The following is an 18760-nucleotide window of genomic DNA, read 5'->3' as shown; positions in this document are numbered from 1 at the left end:
GTGCGTGCGTACTAGCGGGACACTGGATGCGTGTCGGTTCGGGTACTCGGCCACCAGCTTGCTCTGCCGACAAGTGTGGCGATGGTCGGCACAACGATGGTGCGGACGATGAAGGTGTCGAGCAGCAGGCCGATGCCGATGATGAGTCCGACCTGGGTCATGATCGAGATGGATCCGGCCATGAGTCCGAACATGCTGGCAGCGAAGATGAGGCCGGCCGAGGTGATGACTGATCCGGTGTTGGTGACGGTTCTCAGGACGCCGATGCGGATGTTGTTTTGGGATTCTTCGCGTAGGCGAGAGATAAGAAGCATGTTGTAGTCGGCGCCGACCGCGACGAGGACTATGAAGGCCAGTAGTGGTACGGGCCAGGCGATATCGGTTTTGAGGATGTGTTGAAAGATCAGGACACCGATACCCAGTGCCGCGGTGTAGTTGAGTATGACGGTGCCCAGAAGGTATAGCGGCGCGATGAGTGCTCGGAGTAGGAGTATCAGGATCAGGCCGACGATGGTGAGGGTGGCCAACGCTAGGAGTCGGAAGTCTTCGGTGAGTAGACGTTGCAGATCGGCGTTGATGGCGGGGAACCCGGCTATCGCGATGTTGGAGTCCTGCAGGGTTGTGTTCGGTCTGGCGGCGAGTGCGACATCGGTGATTGTGTCGGCCAGTTGCATGGCCTCGGTGCTGTAGGGGTCGAAGCTGGTTTGTATTGCGTAGCGCACGGTATGGCCGTCGGGCGAGACGAACTGGCGAGCGACGTTGACGAAACGGCGGTCTGCGTTGGCCTGAGGTGGGAGGTAGAAGCCGGTTGCTGAGTTTGTTCCGGCGGTCTCGCGGGCGGAGGTTTGTAGTTGTGTGGCTAGCGCGGCCATCCCGGCGAGTTGTTGAAGGTTGCTGTCGATCAGCGCGGATACACCGGCGGCGAGTTGGCGTGATCCCGCCGCGAGTTGACTGATACCTGTTTGCAGTTGGGTGAGCTTGCCGGGAAGGTCTTGGCTGCTGATGCTTCCCAGCGTGGAGCCCAGTGAGTTGACGGTGGAAGTGAGTTGGTCGGTGACTGTTGAGATCGGTGTATCCAGCTGCGCGAGTTGTGTTGACAGCGTGGCGATCTGGTCGAGGGTCCCGTTGCTCAGTAGGGCGTCGAGATTGCGGGTCTGCGCGCGCAGAGCTGCGCACTGCGGGACTTGGGTGCACCAGGGCGCATTATCGAGGATGGGCAGGATCGAGGTCACTGTTGCCAGGGCTGCAGATGTTTGGCGGGTGAGCGCGGCCAGCTGTGGGGCATTCTGAGAAGCGCGATCGAGCGCTGGTGCAGATGCGGCGAGTTGGCGGAGTATCGGCTGGTACTGCTGAATTTGCTGCCCTGCTGTGCTTGCCTGATCGAGGATGCCGGCCAGGGGGGCCAAGTTGGTGCGTACCTGGGTGTCGAGCTGAGTAAGCCCGTCGGCGAGTTGGAATGCGCCGGTACGGAGCTGTTCGAGGTCACCTCGGCGGTTCTGGCCATCGTCGACCGCACCCGCCAGCCGGTCCCCGATCTGACCGTTCTGCCAGGACAGCTCGGCTTGCTCGAGCTTGTCCCCGGTGGGACGGGTAACACCGATGACTCGAGTCACTCCGGGGATCTGGGATACACGTGAGGCCATTTGCTCAAGATCGGCCAGCCCGCTGGCAGTACGGAGATCGATCGGTGCATCTACAACGAGGAACTCAGTGGTAGTGACGTCTTGAGGGAAATGACGGTCGAGCAACGCGTAGCCTTCGTTGCTGTCGGTTGTCGCGGGCTGCCCCTCACGATCGTCGAAGGTGATCTGGATGCCCATCGCGAAGACGCTAAGCACGATTAGCCCGACCAGGGTTAGTGCCAGCAGAGGCACAGGACGCCGCACGACGAGCACGGCGACGCGATTCCAGTACTTTCGGGTCAGATCTCGTCTGGGTGCGCCCCAGCCGAATCGCGCCGCCCACAGCAACACCGGTGGTAGCAGGGTGACCGTGGCGAGGAATCCGATGAGGATGGCGATCGCGCATGCCGGACCCAAGGTGGAGAACACGCTCAGCTGACCAAACACCATCGCCAAAAAGGCCAGCGCCACCGTGGCAGCTGAAGCCAGGATGACCCGTCCGATAGTTGCTGTCGCGTCCACGAGCGCAACCTCAGTGGTAGCGTCCTGGCGTAGCCGTTCGTGATAGCGACTGATGAAAAAGACTGAGTAGTCGACCCCGGCTCCGAGCAGGATGACGGTCATGAACGCGACGGTGAACTGCGATACCGGCATACCGAGTTCGCCGAGTGCGGACAAGACCCCGCGGCCCACGCCGAGGCTGACACCGACCACCAACAACGGCACCAGCGCGGTGAACAGCGATCGGTAAACGATCAACAGAATGATCGCGATAAGCGCCACCGTCGCCACAGTGATCACGACTAAATCGCTTTCAGCTCTGACGATCTGGTCACTGAAAGTGGCCGTCGGCCCGGTGACATGGACAGTGGTGTCCGTACCGTCAAACACGCGCTGCGCGGTTTGGCGCACGGTCTCCACAGCATGCGTGGCCGTTGGCCCTCCCAAAGTTCCGGTGACCCCGACAGGCAAGTACCAGGCTTGCCCGTCCTCACTCAAGGCCTGGCCGGCCGTCGTCGGATCGGAGAGCAAATCCCGCACTGACTGCACATCGTCGACTTTTTCGCGCAACTGCAGAACGAGCATGTCGTAGCGTTCCCGCGCCACGTCGGTGAACCCGTTCGGGTTCTCCATGGTCACGAAAACAGTGGTCTTGGCGCCCTTCTCACCGAACGCACCACCCATCTGATCGAGTGCTTGAAACGATGGAACCCCAGCAGGGATCGGATCAACAGACTGCTGCCGCACCACCGTCTCCAGCTGGGGAAACAGTATCGCCAAGACGATACCCACAGCCACCCACGCCCCGATGACGAGGAATCTGTGCGCCAAGGTGAACCGTGCCAACCGCCCCAATGTCGTGCTGTACTCGCTGCGTTCCGCCAACCGGCGCGCCGCCAAGCGCCCACCACTTGGACGTTGGACCACCATACGCAGCACCTCACCCTCGACCCAGCCCGTCTACGAAACCGACGGTATCGTTACGGTACTAGCAGTACCGTAGATGGGGAAGGAGGTCAGGAGGTTTGGTGTCGCCGGTGGGCCATGAGGAAATCGTCGACAAGCTGTTCGAGATCGCCAACGGTCATCGACCGAATGCCCGTGAGCTTGGCAAAGACAAGGGGGCCCGCCAGTTGAGTGACTGCCATGGTCAAATCGAGGTCGCCGAGCTCCGCCGTGGCCACGTCACTCGTCAAAACTCGATCGAATGGTTCTCGATACTGCTCGACGACTCGACGACGCAGTGGCGCGAGCGCGTTCTGATCCCCGTCGGATTGCCCGGATTGCCGGGGCTGCTCGGGAAGCATTGCCAACCATGCCAGCGTCGTCAACTGCAGCGGTGCCTGCTCAATAAGCTCAGCCTGCCGCTGCATCAGCTTCAGCAGGTCATCACGGATCGACGTCGTCGTCTCGGGGGTCTCGGCCTGAGGCAACAATCGCTCGAAGGCAGCCGCCACCAGATCTGTGGAGCTCTCGAAGTGACGATACAAGGTGGTGCGAGCAACACGAGACAGTCGAGTGACCGCCTCCACGGTAACGGCTTCGACCCCGCCACTGTTCAGCAAGGTCACCGCAGCATCCAACAAACGCTGACGCGACCGAACCCGCCTCGGGTCAACATCGTCGAAATCGATGGTTTCCACCCTGGCCACTCCCTACGAAACCAAATCAAGAACCTCTGACTGCACACCAATACCGTCGGTAACAGAACGAAACTGCCAGTGGCGGTACCGATGGAAGGCTCGAGGGGGGCCTTATGAGTGCCGCCACGACTGTGGCACTGTCGTCAACAGTACCGTCTGTAGCGCTCCGCTACTAAGATGAGCGGCGACCAAGGATGATCCCCCATGACAGCCAGCAGTCAGGATTGTGAAATGCGCTCCGTTTGTGTGAGCAGTTCTGCCGCGTGCGTGACACAGGGCGGACCACCCGTACGAAGGGGATCAGACGGCGTCGAGGCGAGTGGCGAATCCAGGGTCGCCTAAGGGCCTGTCCCTATGGAATCGAACGCCTACTGTGGCTGCAGCGCCGTCTATGATCCCCCACGAGGTCTGGCACAGGTGCGCGGCAAACATGTCCCTGCTCATTCCATTCTGCCGACCGTGATCGATCCACCACTGGGTCGCTGATAGGCCAGCCCCCAGAATGGAGGCTACTGCTACGGCGACGGGGGACTCCTCGGCATCGACCTCTCGGAGGCCACGAGCGAACTCGTCGGAAATAATCTCCATTGCCGATCTCAGCTGATCTGCGGCCCCACCCTCGCCGGACTCAGAGTACTGGAACATGTGGTTCGTCATGAGGAAACGGACGACCGCTGGATGTTCATCAACCAAGGATACGTATGCGGACACCGCTGAACGGAAAAGTTCGTCGACGGTGCTGTCTGCCTGTCCGGAGAGCAGAGTTGACTGCGCTGACTCCCACATCATAGAACCCAGACGGGCTGCCACGGCGGAGTAGAGCCCAGCCCTGTCACCGAAATGGCGGTAGAGCTTAGGCTTCGACGCACCAGCCTCTTCCGCAAAATCGTCCATGCTCACGGCATCGCCGAACTTTTCGATCGCGCGTATCGCTGCATCGACGAGTTCAGCTTTGACGACGGCGCGGTGGTCGTCCCAGCGCGTGCTTCGAGCGTCGCGCACACGTCGCTGCACTTTCACCGGGGCCGCGGAGATGCGACGGACTACAGACATGACCTCCTACGTTATCAGGATGGCTGACTTGTCGCGCCAGTGACGCACTAGCCAGTGAACATGGGTTGGGTCGACGAGACCCGCGTCAGGCGGATTTGTCTAATCTGGCCACGGCTGAATTGAAGTCTTCGACGGCCTCTAGGTTGGACATGTGACCGACTTTGTCAAGAAGAGTGAATTCAAATAGAACGCCCTTCCGACCCAGGCGCGCTGCGAGATCCACTGAATGGGTCGCTGGGGTCAGTCTGTCGGCATCACCTACGATGACCGTCGCCGGCACCTCCAGCGAGTCAACCCCCTTACTGACGTCGATTGTCGCCAACACTGAACCCCACATCCCGCGCACCTGTGGTGGGCATCGCAACACGATGTCGGCGCACTCGTCGACTACCTCGGCAGTCGCGCCCGGGCCCAGGGTTCCGTAACGAATCAGGCGGCGAGACAAACGCGTCCCCTGCATCTCGGGTCCGGCGACTGCAAGACTGGCCGCGAAGGCCCGCTCAAGTCTCGGTCGTAGCTGTCGGGGAACCTTGAGCAATGTAGACCGATCCACCAACTGTGATGGCCCGGTGCTTGCCAGTACTACTCCGCGGGCCAGCTCCGAAACCGAGGCGGGGTACTCAGCCGCCCAACTCATGATGGACATGCCTCCCATGCTGTGTCCGACCACGACAGCCTTGTCGGCGGGAGTCGCCACTGCCCGGACTACGGCCTCCATATCATCGGCCAAGAGCTTCGCCGAGAACGGTACCCGGCCCCGGTCGCTCAACCCGTGTCCGCGTTGGTCGTAGACCACCACCCGATGCGTCGCCGCGAACTGCTCGACCTGCGGACGCCAGAAACGTCCCTGACAAGCCCAGCCGTGACTAAAGACTAGGAGCGGAGCATCCCGGCCCGGACCGAATTCCTGAGCGAACAACTTGGTCCCGTCGGAGGAAAGGACCTCGAGGTCACGCGATCCTCGCGACGCACTCGCAAACTCAGAGGTCATCGAAGCTCACCGTGACAGAATCCGTCAGCGGAAGTGCCTGGCATGCGAGCCGTTCACCGTCGGCAACATCACCCTCAACGAGGATGTGGTTCTGGGCCATTTCTACATCACCCTCGACCAGCTTGCATACACACGCGCTGCAGGCTCCTTCTCGGCAGGAGTACGGGGCATTGTGGCCTTGGGCCAGTAGCACGTCGAGCAACGGCGTGTTGCGCGGCCACTCAGTCGTGATGGACTGCCCATTCAGATAGACCGTAGCGGTCGCCACACCGTCGTCGTCACCAAGCTGACGCATCGTGGCTGTATCGAACGGATCCCCGGTCAGTGACTGGAAGACTTCTCGATGTACCGAGGAGTGCTCGACACCGCAGGCCTCCGCCGACTTCTGCACCAGATCCATGAACGGCGCCGGACCACAGGTGAAGATCTGTGCACCGCGGTGCTCACGTATGGCGGACTCGACATTCTGAGGCGTCGGAATACCCATAGCCGACTCCAACCAATGGAAGACGGTGAAACGCTCAGGAAACTCGGAGACGATCTGCGTCAGTTGCCCCCCGTACATGATCGACTCGGCATCGCGGTTCGCGTAGAATAGTGTGACCTCGCCCCCGCCGCACACAAGTGCCGACTTAATCAGCGAAAAGACCGGAGTGATCCCACTTCCTCCTGCGAAGAATAGAAAATCAACGTCGAGATTCTTCGCCGTGAAATGCCCTGACGGCGGGAGGACGGTCAATTCCATTCCCGTAATCGCGTTATCGCACAGCCAGTTCGATGCGTAACCGTTCTCGGTCCGCTTGATGCCGATCTCGAGACGGAAGTCGTTGACGTGAGGCGAGCTGCTCAATGAGTAGCACCGTGCGACATGACCGGTCCGATCAGATGGGATCTTGACGGTGATGAATTGCCCTGGGGTATGCTTGAATTCCTCGACCATGGCGTCGGGGATTTCGAACGAAATGGTAACGGAGTCTTTCGTTTCCTGGATCACTTCCGAGACGGTTAAGGTGCGTGAGCGGGCCGCCGCGGCAGCCGGACGTGAATCGGGTTCGACGGTCACTTGAGGATCCCCTGTCTACGTGCGACCGCGTAACCCGCTCGTGTCAGTGGCGCCGCGATGTCCTGGTAGCGGGGACCGATCACCCGTGCCACGAAGTCGAAACCGCGGGCGTCCGCACCGATCAGCACTCGCGCTCTCTTCTTGTCCATACCTTTGAGGATTGTCGCCGCTGCTTTATCCGGGGTGCTTCGTGCGATCCTGTCGAACAGCGAGGCGACAGTCGCGGTGTCTGCCCCCATGGCGGAAACGCCTCGGGCATTGTTGACGATGTTGGTTTTTACACCCCCCGGGTGCACACATGTCACTGTGACCGGGTATCGACTGATTTTCATCTCCTGTCGGAGCGCCTCGGTGAAGCCTCTGACGCCGAATTTCGCGGCATTATAGGCGCTTTGGCTGGGGATTCCGATCAAGCCGAAGACGCTCGACGTGTTAATGAGATGTCCGTCCCCGGACGCGATCAGGTGAGGCAGAAACGCCTTCGACCCGTTAACGACTCCGCCAAAGTTGATGCCCATGAGCCAGTCGAAGTCTTCCCAGCTCATGTCGACCACGTCGACGCCCAAGGCCACGCCGGCGTTGTTGAACACCATGTCGACGTGGCCCGACTCTGACCGCACTCCGTCGGCATAGTCCTGAAAAGCAGCGCGGTCCGCAACGTCTAGTACGGCGGCGGTTACCGTTGCCCCATGCGTGGTGCGGCAAAGTTCTGCAGTCTCCTTCAAGTGCATCTCATCAATGTCGGACAGTGCCAGTGCGGCACCTCGCTCCGCCAACTGGAGTGCCAGAGACCGACCGATCCCTGACGCGGCACCGGTGATCACTGCCACCTTGCCGGTATAGTCATGCCGATTAGAACTGCTCACCGTCGTCCCACCATCTCTTCGAATCGTGTCTCTCCGTGCGTTCGGGCTCAGGCGATGTCGTACTCGGCGGGCTCGAAATCTTTCGTGGCGCGCCAGTACTGCCATGTGAAGCCCGGCCACACGGTCCGGTTGACGCCCTGCGAGTCGAGATACCAACTCGTGCAGCCGCCGTTGGTCCACACTCCCTTGGCCAGCTTCCGCTGGATGTCGGTGTTGAACTGTTCTTGCACGGACGGGCGTACGTCAACCTTCTCAGCGCCTCGGCTTTCTACTGTGTCGATGGCCTTCATGATGTATTTGATCTGTTGCTCGATCATGAACACCACTGAGTTGTGGCCGAGGCCCGTGTTGGGTCCGAGGAGGAAAAACAGGTTGGGAAAACCCTCGGTCGTGATGCCCAGGTGCGTGTTAATCCCCGTCTGATGCCAGTGGGACGGGAGATCCTCGCCAGTGGCACCTTTCAGGGCGAGCTGATCGAAACCATCAGTCACGTGAAAACCGGTCGCATAAATTATAACGTCCACGAGATGCTCGACACCGTCTGAAGAAATGATGGAATCAGCGGTCACCTTCTCAATCCGATCGCTGATGACAGTGGTGTTAGGTGCCGCAAGCGCCGGGTAATAGTCGTTTGACCCCAGAATCCGCTTACAGCCGATACGATACGACGGGGTCAGTTTCTTGCGCAATGCCGGATCAGAGATGGAGCGTTCAATGTTCCACCGAGCGACCTTTTCAATTGGCCGCATGAGGTTAGAGTGACCGTTGAGGCCGAAGGCCAGGCTCTCCGCACCCCAGTACACCGACCACCTGGCGATACGACGTGCAATCGGGAGTTTACTCAGAAGAGTCCGCAGGGCCGGCGGAACGGAGAAATTCTTGCGGGGTAGGACCCAGGCAGGGGTTCGCTGGAAGACCTTGAGGGACATGGCCTCCTTCTGCACGAAAGGTACAAACTGGATAGCGCTGGCACCAGTGCCGATCACGGCGACACGCTTGCCCTCCAGATCCACCGAATGATCCCACTGTGCGGAGTGAAACGCTTCGCCTTTAAAGTCCTCAATCCCCGAAATTTCGGGAAAATTGGGGATATGCAGCGCACCGACTCCTGACACCACGAACTGAGCAATGTACTCACGTCCGGACTCAGTACGCAGGTGCCACCGCGACTCCGACTCGCTCCAGTATCCAGAAACCAACTTCTGACCGAAATGAATCTTTTGTGTCACGCCACGCTTATCCGCGACATCCTGTAGATACCGCTCAATTTCTGGCTGTGACGACCACACCTTCGACCAGCTACCTCGACTCTCGAATGAGTACGAGTACATCAGCGACGGAACGTCACATGCACAGCCCGGATAGGTATTGTCGCGCCAGGTCCCACCGACGGAGCTTGCCTTCTCCAGAATCAGAAAATCGCTATACCCGCGACGTCTAAGCTGCGCGGCCATCCCGAGACCAGAGAACCCGCTTCCAATAATCAGAATCTTGGTCGAAATCGGGTCGTTGGTTGAATCCGTCTTGGCGGTTGCGCGCGAGGCGCGCCGGGTAGTCGATGATGCCATGTTTATGCTTTCTCCCTCGTAGGTTGGATCGCACAACACATCACCTGCGCACAGTGGCGGCAGGTGATCTGTTGAGGCGGAAGTGATCGCGAAGCCATCGAGAATGCTCCGCACAGGTCTAACTGATGTCGATCACGACGGCTCGGCCGCGTGAACGGAGATCAGCGAAGATCGTCGGGAAGGCTCCGCGTCGCACGCCACATGGCCATTGTGAACTTGCCTTCCAACATTCCCGCCTCATGGAAGAACCGAATCATGGGCTCCGACATAAATTGCAGGTTGGTCCGATAGTTTGGGCTGGTCTGCTGCGCCCACACGCCACGCCAGCGACTAATTCCCACTGCGGGGTACACTTTCGGATTAATGAGCAGCGGGTACGCCAGGTTCGCGATGACGGCAAGCACCCCTCGGTGCCAAGCGCGCGTCGCCTTACGACGACGCTGCATGCCTTCGATCATCTCCAGTCGCGCAAAGGTAATGTGACGGGCTTCCTCAAGGACGTGGATCTTCATGAGCTGGCGAAGCTGAGGCTGCATACTGGGGTCGTTCATCGCCTCGCGCTGGGCGCGGTCCAGGATTTCCTCGATCAACAGCGTAGCTCCAGACACCGACGGCCCGAGAGGGACGAAATGCAGGATCTTCGCGAAGCTCAAGAAGCCCTTAGGAAGCTTGTAGGGGGGCACGCCCGTCTTGTTGATGAGGCGCGCGAACATAGTGGAATGGCGGGACTCATCGCCGATCTCTGTCAACGCGTATAGAGACTTCTGATCGGTTAAAGCCCCCTTCGCCGACATGCGCAGAAGCGCTGAACTCAACAGATTCTCTGCGTAGATGCCGAAACTGAGGATGCTCACGATCTCATGGCGCCCCAACTCGCGACGCTGCTCCTCAGTCATCTTGTCCCACAGCCTGGTGCCGTATAGCGACACTCGATGCTCTGGCAGAAAGCACTTGCCTTCCTCCCAGGGCGACTCCCAGTCGATGTCGATCTCCGCGTCGTAGAACTTCTCCGCGGAAGACCGCAGCAATCGACCCGCAGATCGTTCCATGTCGACGGGCTTACGCCCGTTCACCCGAGCCATGCCCTCCTTCGAAAAGTCGGGGTTCATCTGGACATCCTGCACGGTCATGTCTTCTCCTCGGTCGTTCAAGGCTGGGAGTCGGGGCCTGGCGCCCAGTACCCATTACTCATAGTATCTGGTACTGCTAGTATCCACGAACTGCGATATTTGTCAACGCTCAGTGCGAAGAAGGTAGGACTGCATGTCTGACGACCATGACCTCGACTACTCCGGCGAAGGAACCCTGGTGTGCCGCGGGGCGGAGATCCATGTCGAAGCGAAGATCAAAGGCTATTTCCAGCCGCTGAACGGCCTGTACACCTGGTATGGCCGGATTCAGAAGAATGATGAGCTCGACGGGCTCCTGAAAGGCGCCCGCGCGATCGCTGTATTTACGACCCCCGAGGGCCGAGCGGAGTGTGTCGTCGGGGATCCCGACTTCTGGGGCCGATACCGCATCTCAGGCAAGAGCACTCCGCCATACCACCTGCCCACCACTCTCGAGGAAGTCGAGAACATGGTCGAGCACCACCACAAGTGACAACCATCCACCGCCGCACGGACATTCGCGAAACGGGTCCGCACGATTGGGTCGCCCACTTCAGGTCGAGAGGATATTGCACATGGTGAGTTCGTCTCCCATTCGAACCCGCCCGTCGAGAGGGGGCGAGAAACTCGGCGAGTACAGTCCGACCCTTGAGCGGGTTGCATGGTTTACCCTCCGCCGCAAGGGAATTGTGACGCTGGTCTGGCTCGGCGCCGCCATCGGCTTAGGCCTTCTCTTTCCTCAACTGGAGTCAGTGATACGGGAACAATCTGTGGATCCGATCCCGGCCGGAGTCCCGTCTTTTCAGACCTTGGACCGTATGGGTGCATCTTTCGACGAGCGCGGCGCCAAGACCACAGTATTCGTTGTGATGGAGAACAGTGCAGGCCTGTCCGACAACACCCGCGATCGATATCACGTGCTTGTCGACACCCTGCGGGCGGACGACAGGCACGTCATCGCTGTCCGGGACCTGCTGAGCGATCCCCTCACCGCAAGTCAGGCTCTCAGCAAAGACAAGCAAGCCTGGTATCTGCCCGTGGGAGTGGCCGGCACACTCGGGGGACCCGATACCGCGGAGGCGGTCGCAGCGGTGCGTGAGATCGCTGAGAGTATCTTTCGTGACAGTGGGACGACAGTCCGTGTGACAGGCCCGCCCGCGACCTTTAGCGACCAACTCGCCGTGGGCGAGTCGGATCTGGTCCTGATCACTGTTGCCACCGTGCTGCTGATCGCCGTGATCCTCCTGATCGTCTATCGTTCGGTCTTCACCGCGCTGATGCCGCTGCTTGTCGTGGGCATGAGCTTGGCTGTGGGTCGCGGAGTTCTATCTGGACTGGGCGAGCTGGGCATGCCGGTATCCCAGTTCACGTCAATGTTCATGACCGTCATCATCTTTGGTGCCGGAGTTGACTATTCGGTGTTCCTCATCAGCCGCTATCATGAAGGTATTCGAGCGGGTTACTCTCCTGATGTCGCTATCGCCCACGCGAATGCAACTATCGGCCGCGTGGTTCTAGCGTCGGCGGGCACTGTGGCCCTAGCGTTCCTGGCTATGGCCTTCGCCAAGCTCAGTGTGTTTAACACTTTGGGTCCGGCCTGCGCAATCGCCATAGCTTTCGCATTCTTGGCGACGGTGACATTGCTGCCCCTCGTACTCTCTTTCGCTGCCAAGAAAGGCGCCGGCCTTCCCCGCCGTGACCTGACGCGGGATTACTGGAGAAGAGTCGGAGTCATGGTTATCCGGCGGCCGGTCCCTCTGCTCGCGATCAGTGTGGTCGTGTTGATCGGCCTCGCCATGGTCGCCGCAACAATTCAGATCACCTACGACGATCGCGAGGGGCAGCCACCTGACACAGGGAGCAACGAAGGATACGCGCTTCTCAACCGCCACTTCCCGAAAGACATCATCATCTCAGAATTCTTGGTGGTGGAGTCCGAGAACGACATGCGCACGGCTCAAGGCCTTGCCGACCTCGACCAGCTAGCCTCCCGCGTCGCGCAGATTCCCGGCGTGACCAGGGTCATTGGCGTGACGCGGCCGACCGGTGAGAAGCTAGAGCAGGCGCAATTATCTTGGCAGAATGATCAGATCGGTACCAAGATCACCGAGGAGACCGGTGATGGACAGGCCCGCAAGGGTGATCTGGCCGTCCTGAAGACGGGGTCAGAGCAGCTCGCCGGAGGCCTGGCACTGTTAGAAGACCAGATATCCTCCAACCTCGCTCCGCTGTCGGGGTTGCTCGACGAGGTGTCGTCATTTGGCCCGCAGCTCGACGAGTATCGGCCGCTTGTGAACCAACTGGCGAACGCTGCCCCAAGGCTTAGACAGTTTTCCAAGCAAGCGCCCGAGCTGTCTCAACTCGCACGTCGGGCCCAGTCTGCGGCAGATGCGGTCGCGCCGGCGTTGTCCGCGTTAGACAATCCGTGGTGCCAGCAGATCGCGCAGTGCTCGGCACTGCGCGCGCAAATGGCCGACATCCGGGCACTCGCGGATGATCAGTCGCTTGGGAGGGTGGCTGACTTTGCCGCGCAGCTCGGCCGCGTGAGTGCGCCAGGCTCGACCAACATTGCACAGCTGCAGCGTTCTCTTCAAACGCTGGATTCTGCACTACAAGCCATCGGCGGACAGGACCTCGGGAACAGGCTCTCGCAACTCGAATCCGGCGTCGGCGCACTTGCCGACGGCGCGCGTCAGTTGTCGAACGGAGTCGGTGCTCTGGTGGACAGCAACCTTCAGCTACTCAGTGGACTGGCACAGGTCGCCGCACAGCTTCGGGCTCCCGCACGGGAGGTCGGCGATTCTGACTCGGCAACCGGCTTCTATCTCCCCGCGGATGCGTTCAAGGACCAGCAGTTCAGTCAGGTCGCTCGACAGTTCATCTCGTCCGACGGGAAAACCGTGCGCTATGCGGTACAGACCGCCTACGACCCATACTCTGCCGATGCAATGACGCTGGCGAACGAGCTGTCCAGCGTCGCCGAGAACGCGATGCCGAACACCACTCTGGAGGGCGGACGTGCTTCTGTTGCGGGCTTTCCTGCGATCAATGCCGACGTCCAGCGACTGTTGTCGTACGATTTCAAACTGCTCGGCATAGCCACCCTTCTCATCGTGGGTCTGATCCTGATGCTGCTGTTGCGGGCCGTCGTTGCACCTGTCTATCTCCTTGCAACCGTCGTCTTGAACTACATGGCGGCTCTCGGTATTGGTGTGCTCGTACTTCAACACATCCTCGGTGCCGGGATCGCCTGGCCCGTGCCACTGGTGTCGTTCATTGTCTTGGTGGCGGTGGGCGCCGACTACAACATGCTGCTGGTGTCACGGCTGAGAGAGGAAACGAGGTGGAGCGTGCGGGTCGGCGTAATGCGTACCGTCGCTTACACCGGGTCGGTCATCACCTCGGCTGGGTTGATATTCGCGGCCAGCATGTTTGGGCTGATGGTCGGGTCCATCGATGTGATGGTGCAAATCGGGTTCATCATCGGTGTCGGTTTGCTGCTCGACACGTTCCTGGTGCGGACCTTAGTAGTCCCGGCGCTAGCGGTGCTGCTGGGCACTGCGAGCTGGTGGCCGGGTGACATCGACCGTTTCCGGCTCGCCCCTTGACCATCGCAAAAGTCACGCGGACGGACCCATGGGGATCTGACAAGCGTCGGTCGCTGAATATCCCGACCATTCCGTCAACAGGTAGGAGGGGCATAAGCATGACGCAGCACCGTCGCCCGTGATAGATGAGTTGCGTCCTAATTCAAACGCTAGCTGCACTGACCTTGGTACGCGGCTGGCTGGTGGTTGAACCGCCCCGGGTCTGTCGGAGGCTCTCGAACCTGTGAAGGATGGAGAGCATGGCAGCACCACGCAAGTACAGTGAGGAACTCAAGGACCGGGCCACCCGGATGGCATGTGAAGCGCGACGAGATCCCGATTCGTCGAGAGGTGCGATCAAGCGGATCGCCGATCAGCTCGGAGTCCATCCCGAGGCGTTGCGCAATTGGGTTCGTCAGGCCGAGATCGACGGCGGGGTCCGCCCGGGCACCACGAGTGAGGACGCTGACCGCATCGCGGCGTTGGAGCGGGAGAACCGTGAACTGCGGCGAGCGAACACGATCTTGAAGCAGGCTTCGGCTTTCTTTGCGGCGGAGATCGACCGCCCACAGCGCTGATCGTGGAGTTCGTCGCGGCTCACCGCGATGAACACGGAGTCGATCCGATCTGTGCGGCATTGCGCGATACGTCCGCCCAGATCGCTCCGTCCACGGTACGAGCCCACCTGAGCCCCCAGAAGACCGAGGCGCCTCGTGTGGTGCGTGACCGGGAGCTCCTTACCCAGGTCCGCGCGGTGCATGCCGACAACCTCGGCGTCTACGGTGCCCGCAAGGTGCATGCCCAATTGCGCAGACAGGGCCATAGTGCTGCCCGCTGCACCGTCGAGCGATTGATGAAAGCCGATGGGCTGCAAGGGATAGCGAGACTCAAGACACGCAAGACCACGCGCAGCGAGGGAGCTGAAACACCCCGGCCGGCTGACCGGGTCAACCGTCAGTTCACCGCGGCGGCACCGAACGCGTTGTGGGTGGCGGACCTGACCTACATCCGCACCCACTCGGGCTGGGTGTACGCGGCGTTCGTCCTGGACGTGTTCTCGCGGATGGTCGTCGGCTGGCAGGTCTCGACCACCATGCACACCGACCTCGCCCTCGACGCCCTGAACATGGGATTGTGGGCACGGTCGCGTGCCGGCCACGACGTGGCCGGGCTGATCCACCACTCCGACCGCGGAGTGCAAGGCGGATTCAACTGGTCGTCGCAACACCATGATCATGGAGGTGTTTGCGGTGGCTACGGCGGACTGGAGTCGGAGGACCAGCGATGTGGCGGTAGGTGTTCGTCGGCAGTGGCGTGCTGATCGTGCACTTCGGCCGGCGATGCGATCGCCGGGGCGGCCGGAGCCGTCGCGGCAGGTGCAACGTGAGTTTTGGCGGGTGGTCGCGACGGGGGTGAGCACGGCACAGGCATCGATCGCTGTCGGTGTGTCGGTGCCGGTGGGTACACGCTGGTTCCGCCACGCTGGCGGCATGAGGCCGCTGAGTCTGGATGAGCCTTCGGGCCGCTATCTATCCTTCGCCGAACGGGAAGAGATCGCGCTGCTACGCGCCCAGGATCGTGGGGTGCGTGAGATCGCACGGTGGATCGGGCGGAGTCCGGCCACGATCTCGCGTGAGCTACGGCGCAACGCCGCAACCAGGAGCGGGAAGCTCGAGTATCGGGCGTTGGTGGCGCAGTGGAAAGCCCAGCAGGCCGCCAAGCGCCCGAAAACAGCGAAGCTCGTGGCCCACGTCGAGTTGCGGGAGTACGTACAGGACCGCCTGGCCGGCGTTGTCCGCCGTCCCGATGGCACGATCGCTGCGGGCCCCACGCCACCGCCATGGAAGGGGCTTAACAAACCGCACCGGGCCAACCGGCGGTGGTCGCTGGCGTGGAGTCCAGAGCAGATCTCCCAGCGTTTGAAGGTCGACTTCCCCGATGATGAATCCATGCGTATCAGTCACGAGGCGATCTACCAGTCCCTGTTCATCGAGGGCCGCGGCGCGCTCAAACGTGAGCTGGTCGCGTGCCTGCGCACCGGACGTGCACTGAGGGAGCCGCGGGCCCGCTCGCGCAACAAGCCGCAGGGTCACGTCACCTCCGATGTCGTGTTCAGTCAGCGCCCTGCCGAGGCCGAGGACCGTGCCGTCCCCGGGCACTGGGAGGGTGATCTGATTATCGGAACTGGGAGATCGGCGATCGGCACGATCGTTGAACGTCGTAGTCGTGCAACACTTCTGGTGCATCTGCCACGCCAGCAGGGCTGGGGTGAGCAGCCGCCTGTGAAGAACGGGCCCGCACTCGGTGGCTACGGTGCCATCGCGATGAATGCAGGACTGACAGCGTCGATCGCCGCGCTGCCGCAGCAGTTGCGCAAAACGTTGACGTGGGATCGCGGCAAGGAACTGTCCGCTCACGCCCAGTTCGCGATGGACACCGGAACGCAGGTGTTCTTCGCCGATCCGCACTCACCGTGGCAGCGACCATCCAACGAGAACACCAATGGTGTTCTGCGCCAATATTTTCCTAAGGGAACTGATCTGTCGCGGTGGTCAGCTGAGGACCTCGAGGCCATCGCCTACACCCTCAACAACCGTCCTAGAAAAGTCCTTGGATGGAAAACTCCCGCCGAAGTCTTTGGCGAACAACTACACTCGCTACAACAACCCAGTGTTGCATCGACCGATTGAACGCGCCCAATTCCGATCGCGAAAATTCGTACACGCCTTGAACACTCATGGACTCACGGGGTCGATGGGCAAAGTCGGAGCGTGCGGGGACAACGCAGCGATGGAGAGTTTCTTCGCACTCCTGCAACGCAACGTGCTCGACCGCCAACGCTGGGACACCCGCGAGCAGCTTCGGATCGCGATCGTCACCTGGATCGAACGGACCTACCGCCGCCGGCGCCGGCAAGCCCGCCTCGGTCGGTTGACGCCTGTCGAGTTCGAAGCAATGATCAACACCGCCGCTGCCGCGGCATGACACCCAAACTGTCACCTATCCGTGCAGCAGTCCCCATCGGCAAATGCATTGCTTCTATAGAAGTGTGCCCACCGAACGCTGACGACGTTCGGTGGGCACACTTGCGCCCTATAGCGGCGCTAATTCGATACAACCGGCAGCTCGCCCTGCTCATGCTTCGCGCGTAACACCTTCTTATCGAACTTGCCCACGCTCGTACGCGGTACCTGCTCCACGAACGTCCAGTTCTTCGGGATCCACCAGTGTGGGATCTCCTCCGGGCAATTTCTTAGGCACCACTCGTGAAGCGTGTCAGCCGACACCTTGCGACCCGGTACCGGAACCACCACGGCGAGAGCTGTTTCCTGCCACCGGGGGTCGGGCATCGCGACAACCGCGGCCTCGGCGACATCTGGGTGCGACATGATCCAGTTCTCGAGCTCCACTGACGAGATCCATTCGCCCCCTGACTTGATGACGTCCTTGGACCTGTCGGTCAGCGTCAGGTACCCGTCCGGGCTGATGTGTCCCACGTCTCCGGTCCGCAACCAGCCATCCCGAAACCTCTCGGCGTCCTCGAGCCGGTAGTAGCTGCCTGTGACCCACGGACCCCGCACTTCGAGTTCGCCGACGGACTTGTCGTCACGGGGAACCGGCAGGCCGCCCTCGTCGATGAGGCGCATCTCCACCCCGCAAATTGCCCGTCCCTGTCGCTTGCGGTACGACATTTCCTTTGTGGGGCTGATCCCGGCGGGAGGCCGACTTACCGCTGCAAGCGGGGACGTCTCAGTCATGCCCCACGCCTGGATAATCTGTACGCCGAAGCGGTCCGCAAACCCTTCGATCAACGACTGCGGGACAGGAGCTCCACCACAGGCGACAAGGTCGATTGATGACAAGTCGACACCCGGATTCGCGATACCGTACTGAAGAAGATCGTTCCAGATTGTCGGTACTGCTCCTGCCTTCGTGGGGCGATGCTGTTGGATCAAGTCGGCGAGCGGCGCCGCTTGAAGGTATCGATCAGGCATGAGCAAGTCCGCGCCGGCCATCAGCGACGCGTAGGGCAGACCCCAGGCGCTGGCATGAAACATCGGCACGACGGGAAGTACACGATCGGCTTCTGCGATCGCCAGAGCGTTACCAGTACACGCTGCAATGGAGTGCAGAAACACCGAGCGATGACTGTAGACGACCCCCTTGGGATCGCCTGTAGTGCCGCTCGTGTAACACATACCCGCAGCCGACCGCTCGTCGGGATCGACCCAAGAGAACATTGGTGATTCTGCTGCGAGCGCGTCATGGTATCGCATCACGGTCACGCCGTGGCCGTCGAGCGGGGAGGTGTCGCCGTCGCCGGTAACGAACACAACCCGAACCGTCGCCAAGCCCGGTAAGACCGCCGCCAACAACGGCACCAGCGACCCGTCCACAATGATGACCTTGTCTTCGGCGTGGTTCGCGATGAACTGCAGCTGAGCCGGTGACAACCGGATGTTCAGCGTATGCAGCACCGCGCCCATCGCGGGTACCGCAGCGTACGCTTCGAGGTGCTCCTGGTTGTTCCACAGCATGGTTGCCACGCGGTCGTCGCCGACCACGCCGACCCGGCGCAGAGCATTCGCCAGACGTGCGCATCGCTCTTCGAGATCGCCGTAGGTTGCGTACCGGGCAGAGTCGCTCGCGGAATAAGTAATCACCTGCCTATCAGTATGATTGGTTGCGACGTGACGCAGTATCGATGACACTGTCATCGGCACCTCCTGCATGGTGCTTTTCATCAAATTCTCCTT

The 18760-nt window shown here is 60.9% G+C and carries 14 protein-coding genes, 1 pseudogene and 1 other annotated feature; of the genes and pseudogenes, 6 read left to right on the top strand and 9 right to left on the bottom strand.

Annotated features, from left to right (window positions below; translation table 11 throughout):
- Positions 1-11 precede the first annotated feature (11 nt).
- From QAD21_RS00510 to QAD21_RS00475, 8 genes are all read right to left on the bottom strand, one after another.
- A complete protein-coding gene (locus tag QAD21_RS00510) occupies positions 12-3053 on the bottom strand; it encodes an MMPL family transporter (RefSeq protein WP_280360366.1) in 3042 nt (1013 codons plus the stop codon).
- A gap of 86 nt (positions 3054-3139) precedes the next feature.
- Positions 3140-3766, bottom strand: coding sequence for a TetR/AcrR family transcriptional regulator (locus QAD21_RS00505; protein WP_280360365.1), 627 nt, complete (start codon positions 3764-3766; stop codon positions 3140-3142).
- Positions 3767-4066: 300 nt separating this feature from the next.
- Complete coding sequence (locus QAD21_RS00500) at positions 4067-4819, bottom strand: TetR/AcrR family transcriptional regulator (RefSeq protein WP_004021760.1); 753 nt, start codon at positions 4817-4819, stop codon at positions 4067-4069.
- A gap of 85 nt (positions 4820-4904) precedes the next feature.
- The gene (locus tag QAD21_RS00495) at positions 4905-5810 is read right to left on the bottom strand and encodes an alpha/beta hydrolase (RefSeq protein ID WP_004021761.1); all 906 of its coding nucleotides are present in this window, start codon (positions 5808-5810) and stop codon (positions 4905-4907) included.
- Positions 5800-6873: a ferredoxin--NADP reductase gene (locus QAD21_RS00490; protein ID WP_280360364.1), complete on the bottom strand. Its 1074-nt coding sequence runs from the start codon at positions 6871-6873 to the stop codon at positions 5800-5802. The genes QAD21_RS00495 and QAD21_RS00490 overlap by 11 nt, the downstream gene beginning before the upstream one ends.
- Positions 6870-7739 carry an SDR family NAD(P)-dependent oxidoreductase gene (locus QAD21_RS00485; RefSeq protein WP_004021763.1) on the bottom strand — a complete coding sequence of 290 codons (870 nt, stop codon included), beginning with the start codon at positions 7737-7739 and terminating at the stop codon, positions 6870-6872. Before QAD21_RS00485 ends, QAD21_RS00490 begins: the two co-directional genes overlap by 4 nt.
- 47 nt (positions 7740-7786) lie before the next feature.
- The gene (locus QAD21_RS00480) at positions 7787-9307 is read right to left on the bottom strand and encodes an NAD(P)/FAD-dependent oxidoreductase (RefSeq protein ID WP_004021764.1); all 1521 of its coding nucleotides are present in this window, start codon (positions 9305-9307) and stop codon (positions 7787-7789) included.
- A 161-nt stretch (positions 9308-9468) separates the two neighbouring features.
- Positions 9469-10437, bottom strand: a complete 969-nt coding sequence (locus QAD21_RS00475) for a diiron oxygenase (RefSeq protein WP_004021765.1) — start codon at positions 10435-10437, stop codon at positions 9469-9471.
- A 133-nt stretch (positions 10438-10570) separates the two neighbouring features.
- Here QAD21_RS00475 and QAD21_RS00470 point away from each other — a divergent pair, with 133 nt between their 5' ends.
- From QAD21_RS00470 to QAD21_RS00445, 6 genes and pseudogenes are all read left to right on the top strand, one after another.
- The gene (locus QAD21_RS00470; protein ID WP_004021766.1) at positions 10571-10909 is read left to right on the top strand and encodes a DUF4873 domain-containing protein; all 339 of its coding nucleotides are present in this window, start codon (positions 10571-10573) and stop codon (positions 10907-10909) included.
- Positions 10910-10991: 82 nt separating this feature from the next.
- Complete coding sequence (locus QAD21_RS00465) at positions 10992-14024, top strand: RND family transporter (protein ID WP_014928953.1); 3033 nt, start codon at positions 10992-10994, stop codon at positions 14022-14024.
- A gap of 239 nt (positions 14025-14263) precedes the next feature.
- Entirely contained in the window at positions 14264-14581 is a 318-nt protein-coding gene (locus tag QAD21_RS00460; protein WP_004022138.1) for a transposase, read from the top strand.
- Positions 14542-14670, top strand: a sequence feature (AL1L pseudoknot). It overlaps the preceding gene by 40 nt.
- Entirely contained in the window at positions 14584-15324 is a 741-nt protein-coding gene (locus QAD21_RS00455; protein WP_014928955.1) for an IS3 family transposase, read from the top strand. It overlaps the preceding feature by 87 nt.
- Before the next feature lie 169 nt (positions 15325-15493).
- Positions 15494-16693, top strand: coding sequence for an IS30 family transposase (locus tag QAD21_RS00450; protein ID WP_101819295.1), 1200 nt, complete (start codon positions 15494-15496; stop codon positions 16691-16693).
- Positions 16599-16988: pseudogene (locus QAD21_RS00445) on the top strand (IS3 family transposase); the annotation flags it as partial. The gene QAD21_RS00450 and the pseudogene QAD21_RS00445, both read left to right, overlap by 95 nt.
- A 119-nt stretch (positions 16989-17107) precedes the next feature.
- Here QAD21_RS00445 and QAD21_RS00440 read toward each other — a convergent pair.
- Positions 17108-18748 carry a long-chain fatty acid--CoA ligase gene (locus tag QAD21_RS00440; protein WP_014928958.1) on the bottom strand — a complete coding sequence of 547 codons (1641 nt, stop codon included), beginning with the start codon at positions 18746-18748 and terminating at the stop codon, positions 17108-17110.
- Positions 18749-18760: the final 12 nt, after the last annotated feature.

It is taken from the genome of Gordonia sp. SMJS1, from assembly GCF_029866425.1.
GTDB lineage: Bacteria > Actinomycetota > Actinomycetes > Mycobacteriales > Mycobacteriaceae > Gordonia > Gordonia hongkongensis.
Note: the sequence above shows the minus strand (reverse complement) of the source record. Positions and strands in the feature narration are given on the sequence as shown.

Coding starts and splice junctions, on each gene's coding strand:
- QAD21_RS00510 (WP_280360366.1), bottom strand. CDS start 3,053: ATGGTGGTCCAACGTCCAAGTGGTGGGCGCTTGGCGGCGCGCCGGTTG.
- QAD21_RS00500 (WP_004021760.1), bottom strand. CDS start 4,819: ATGTCTGTAGTCCGTCGCATCTCCGCGGCCCCGGTGAAAGTGCAGCGA.
- QAD21_RS00495 (WP_004021761.1), bottom strand. CDS start 5,810: ATGACCTCTGAGTTTGCGAGTGCGTCGCGAGGATCGCGTGACCTCGAG.
- QAD21_RS00480 (WP_004021764.1), bottom strand. CDS start 9,307: ATGGCATCATCGACTACCCGGCGCGCCTCGCGCGCAACCGCCAAGACG.
- QAD21_RS00475 (WP_004021765.1), bottom strand. CDS start 10,437: ATGACCGTGCAGGATGTCCAGATGAACCCCGACTTTTCGAAGGAGGGC.
- QAD21_RS00470 (WP_004021766.1), top strand. CDS start 10,571: ATGTCTGACGACCATGACCTCGACTACTCCGGCGAAGGAACCCTGGTG.
- QAD21_RS00465 (WP_014928953.1), top strand. CDS start 10,992: ATGGTGAGTTCGTCTCCCATTCGAACCCGCCCGTCGAGAGGGGGCGAG.
- QAD21_RS00460 (WP_004022138.1), top strand. CDS start 14,264: ATGGCAGCACCACGCAAGTACAGTGAGGAACTCAAGGACCGGGCCACC.
- QAD21_RS00450 (WP_101819295.1), top strand. CDS start 15,494: ATGAGGCCGCTGAGTCTGGATGAGCCTTCGGGCCGCTATCTATCCTTC.
- QAD21_RS00440 (WP_014928958.1), bottom strand. CDS start 18,748: ATGAAAAGCACCATGCAGGAGGTGCCGATGACAGTGTCATCGATACTG.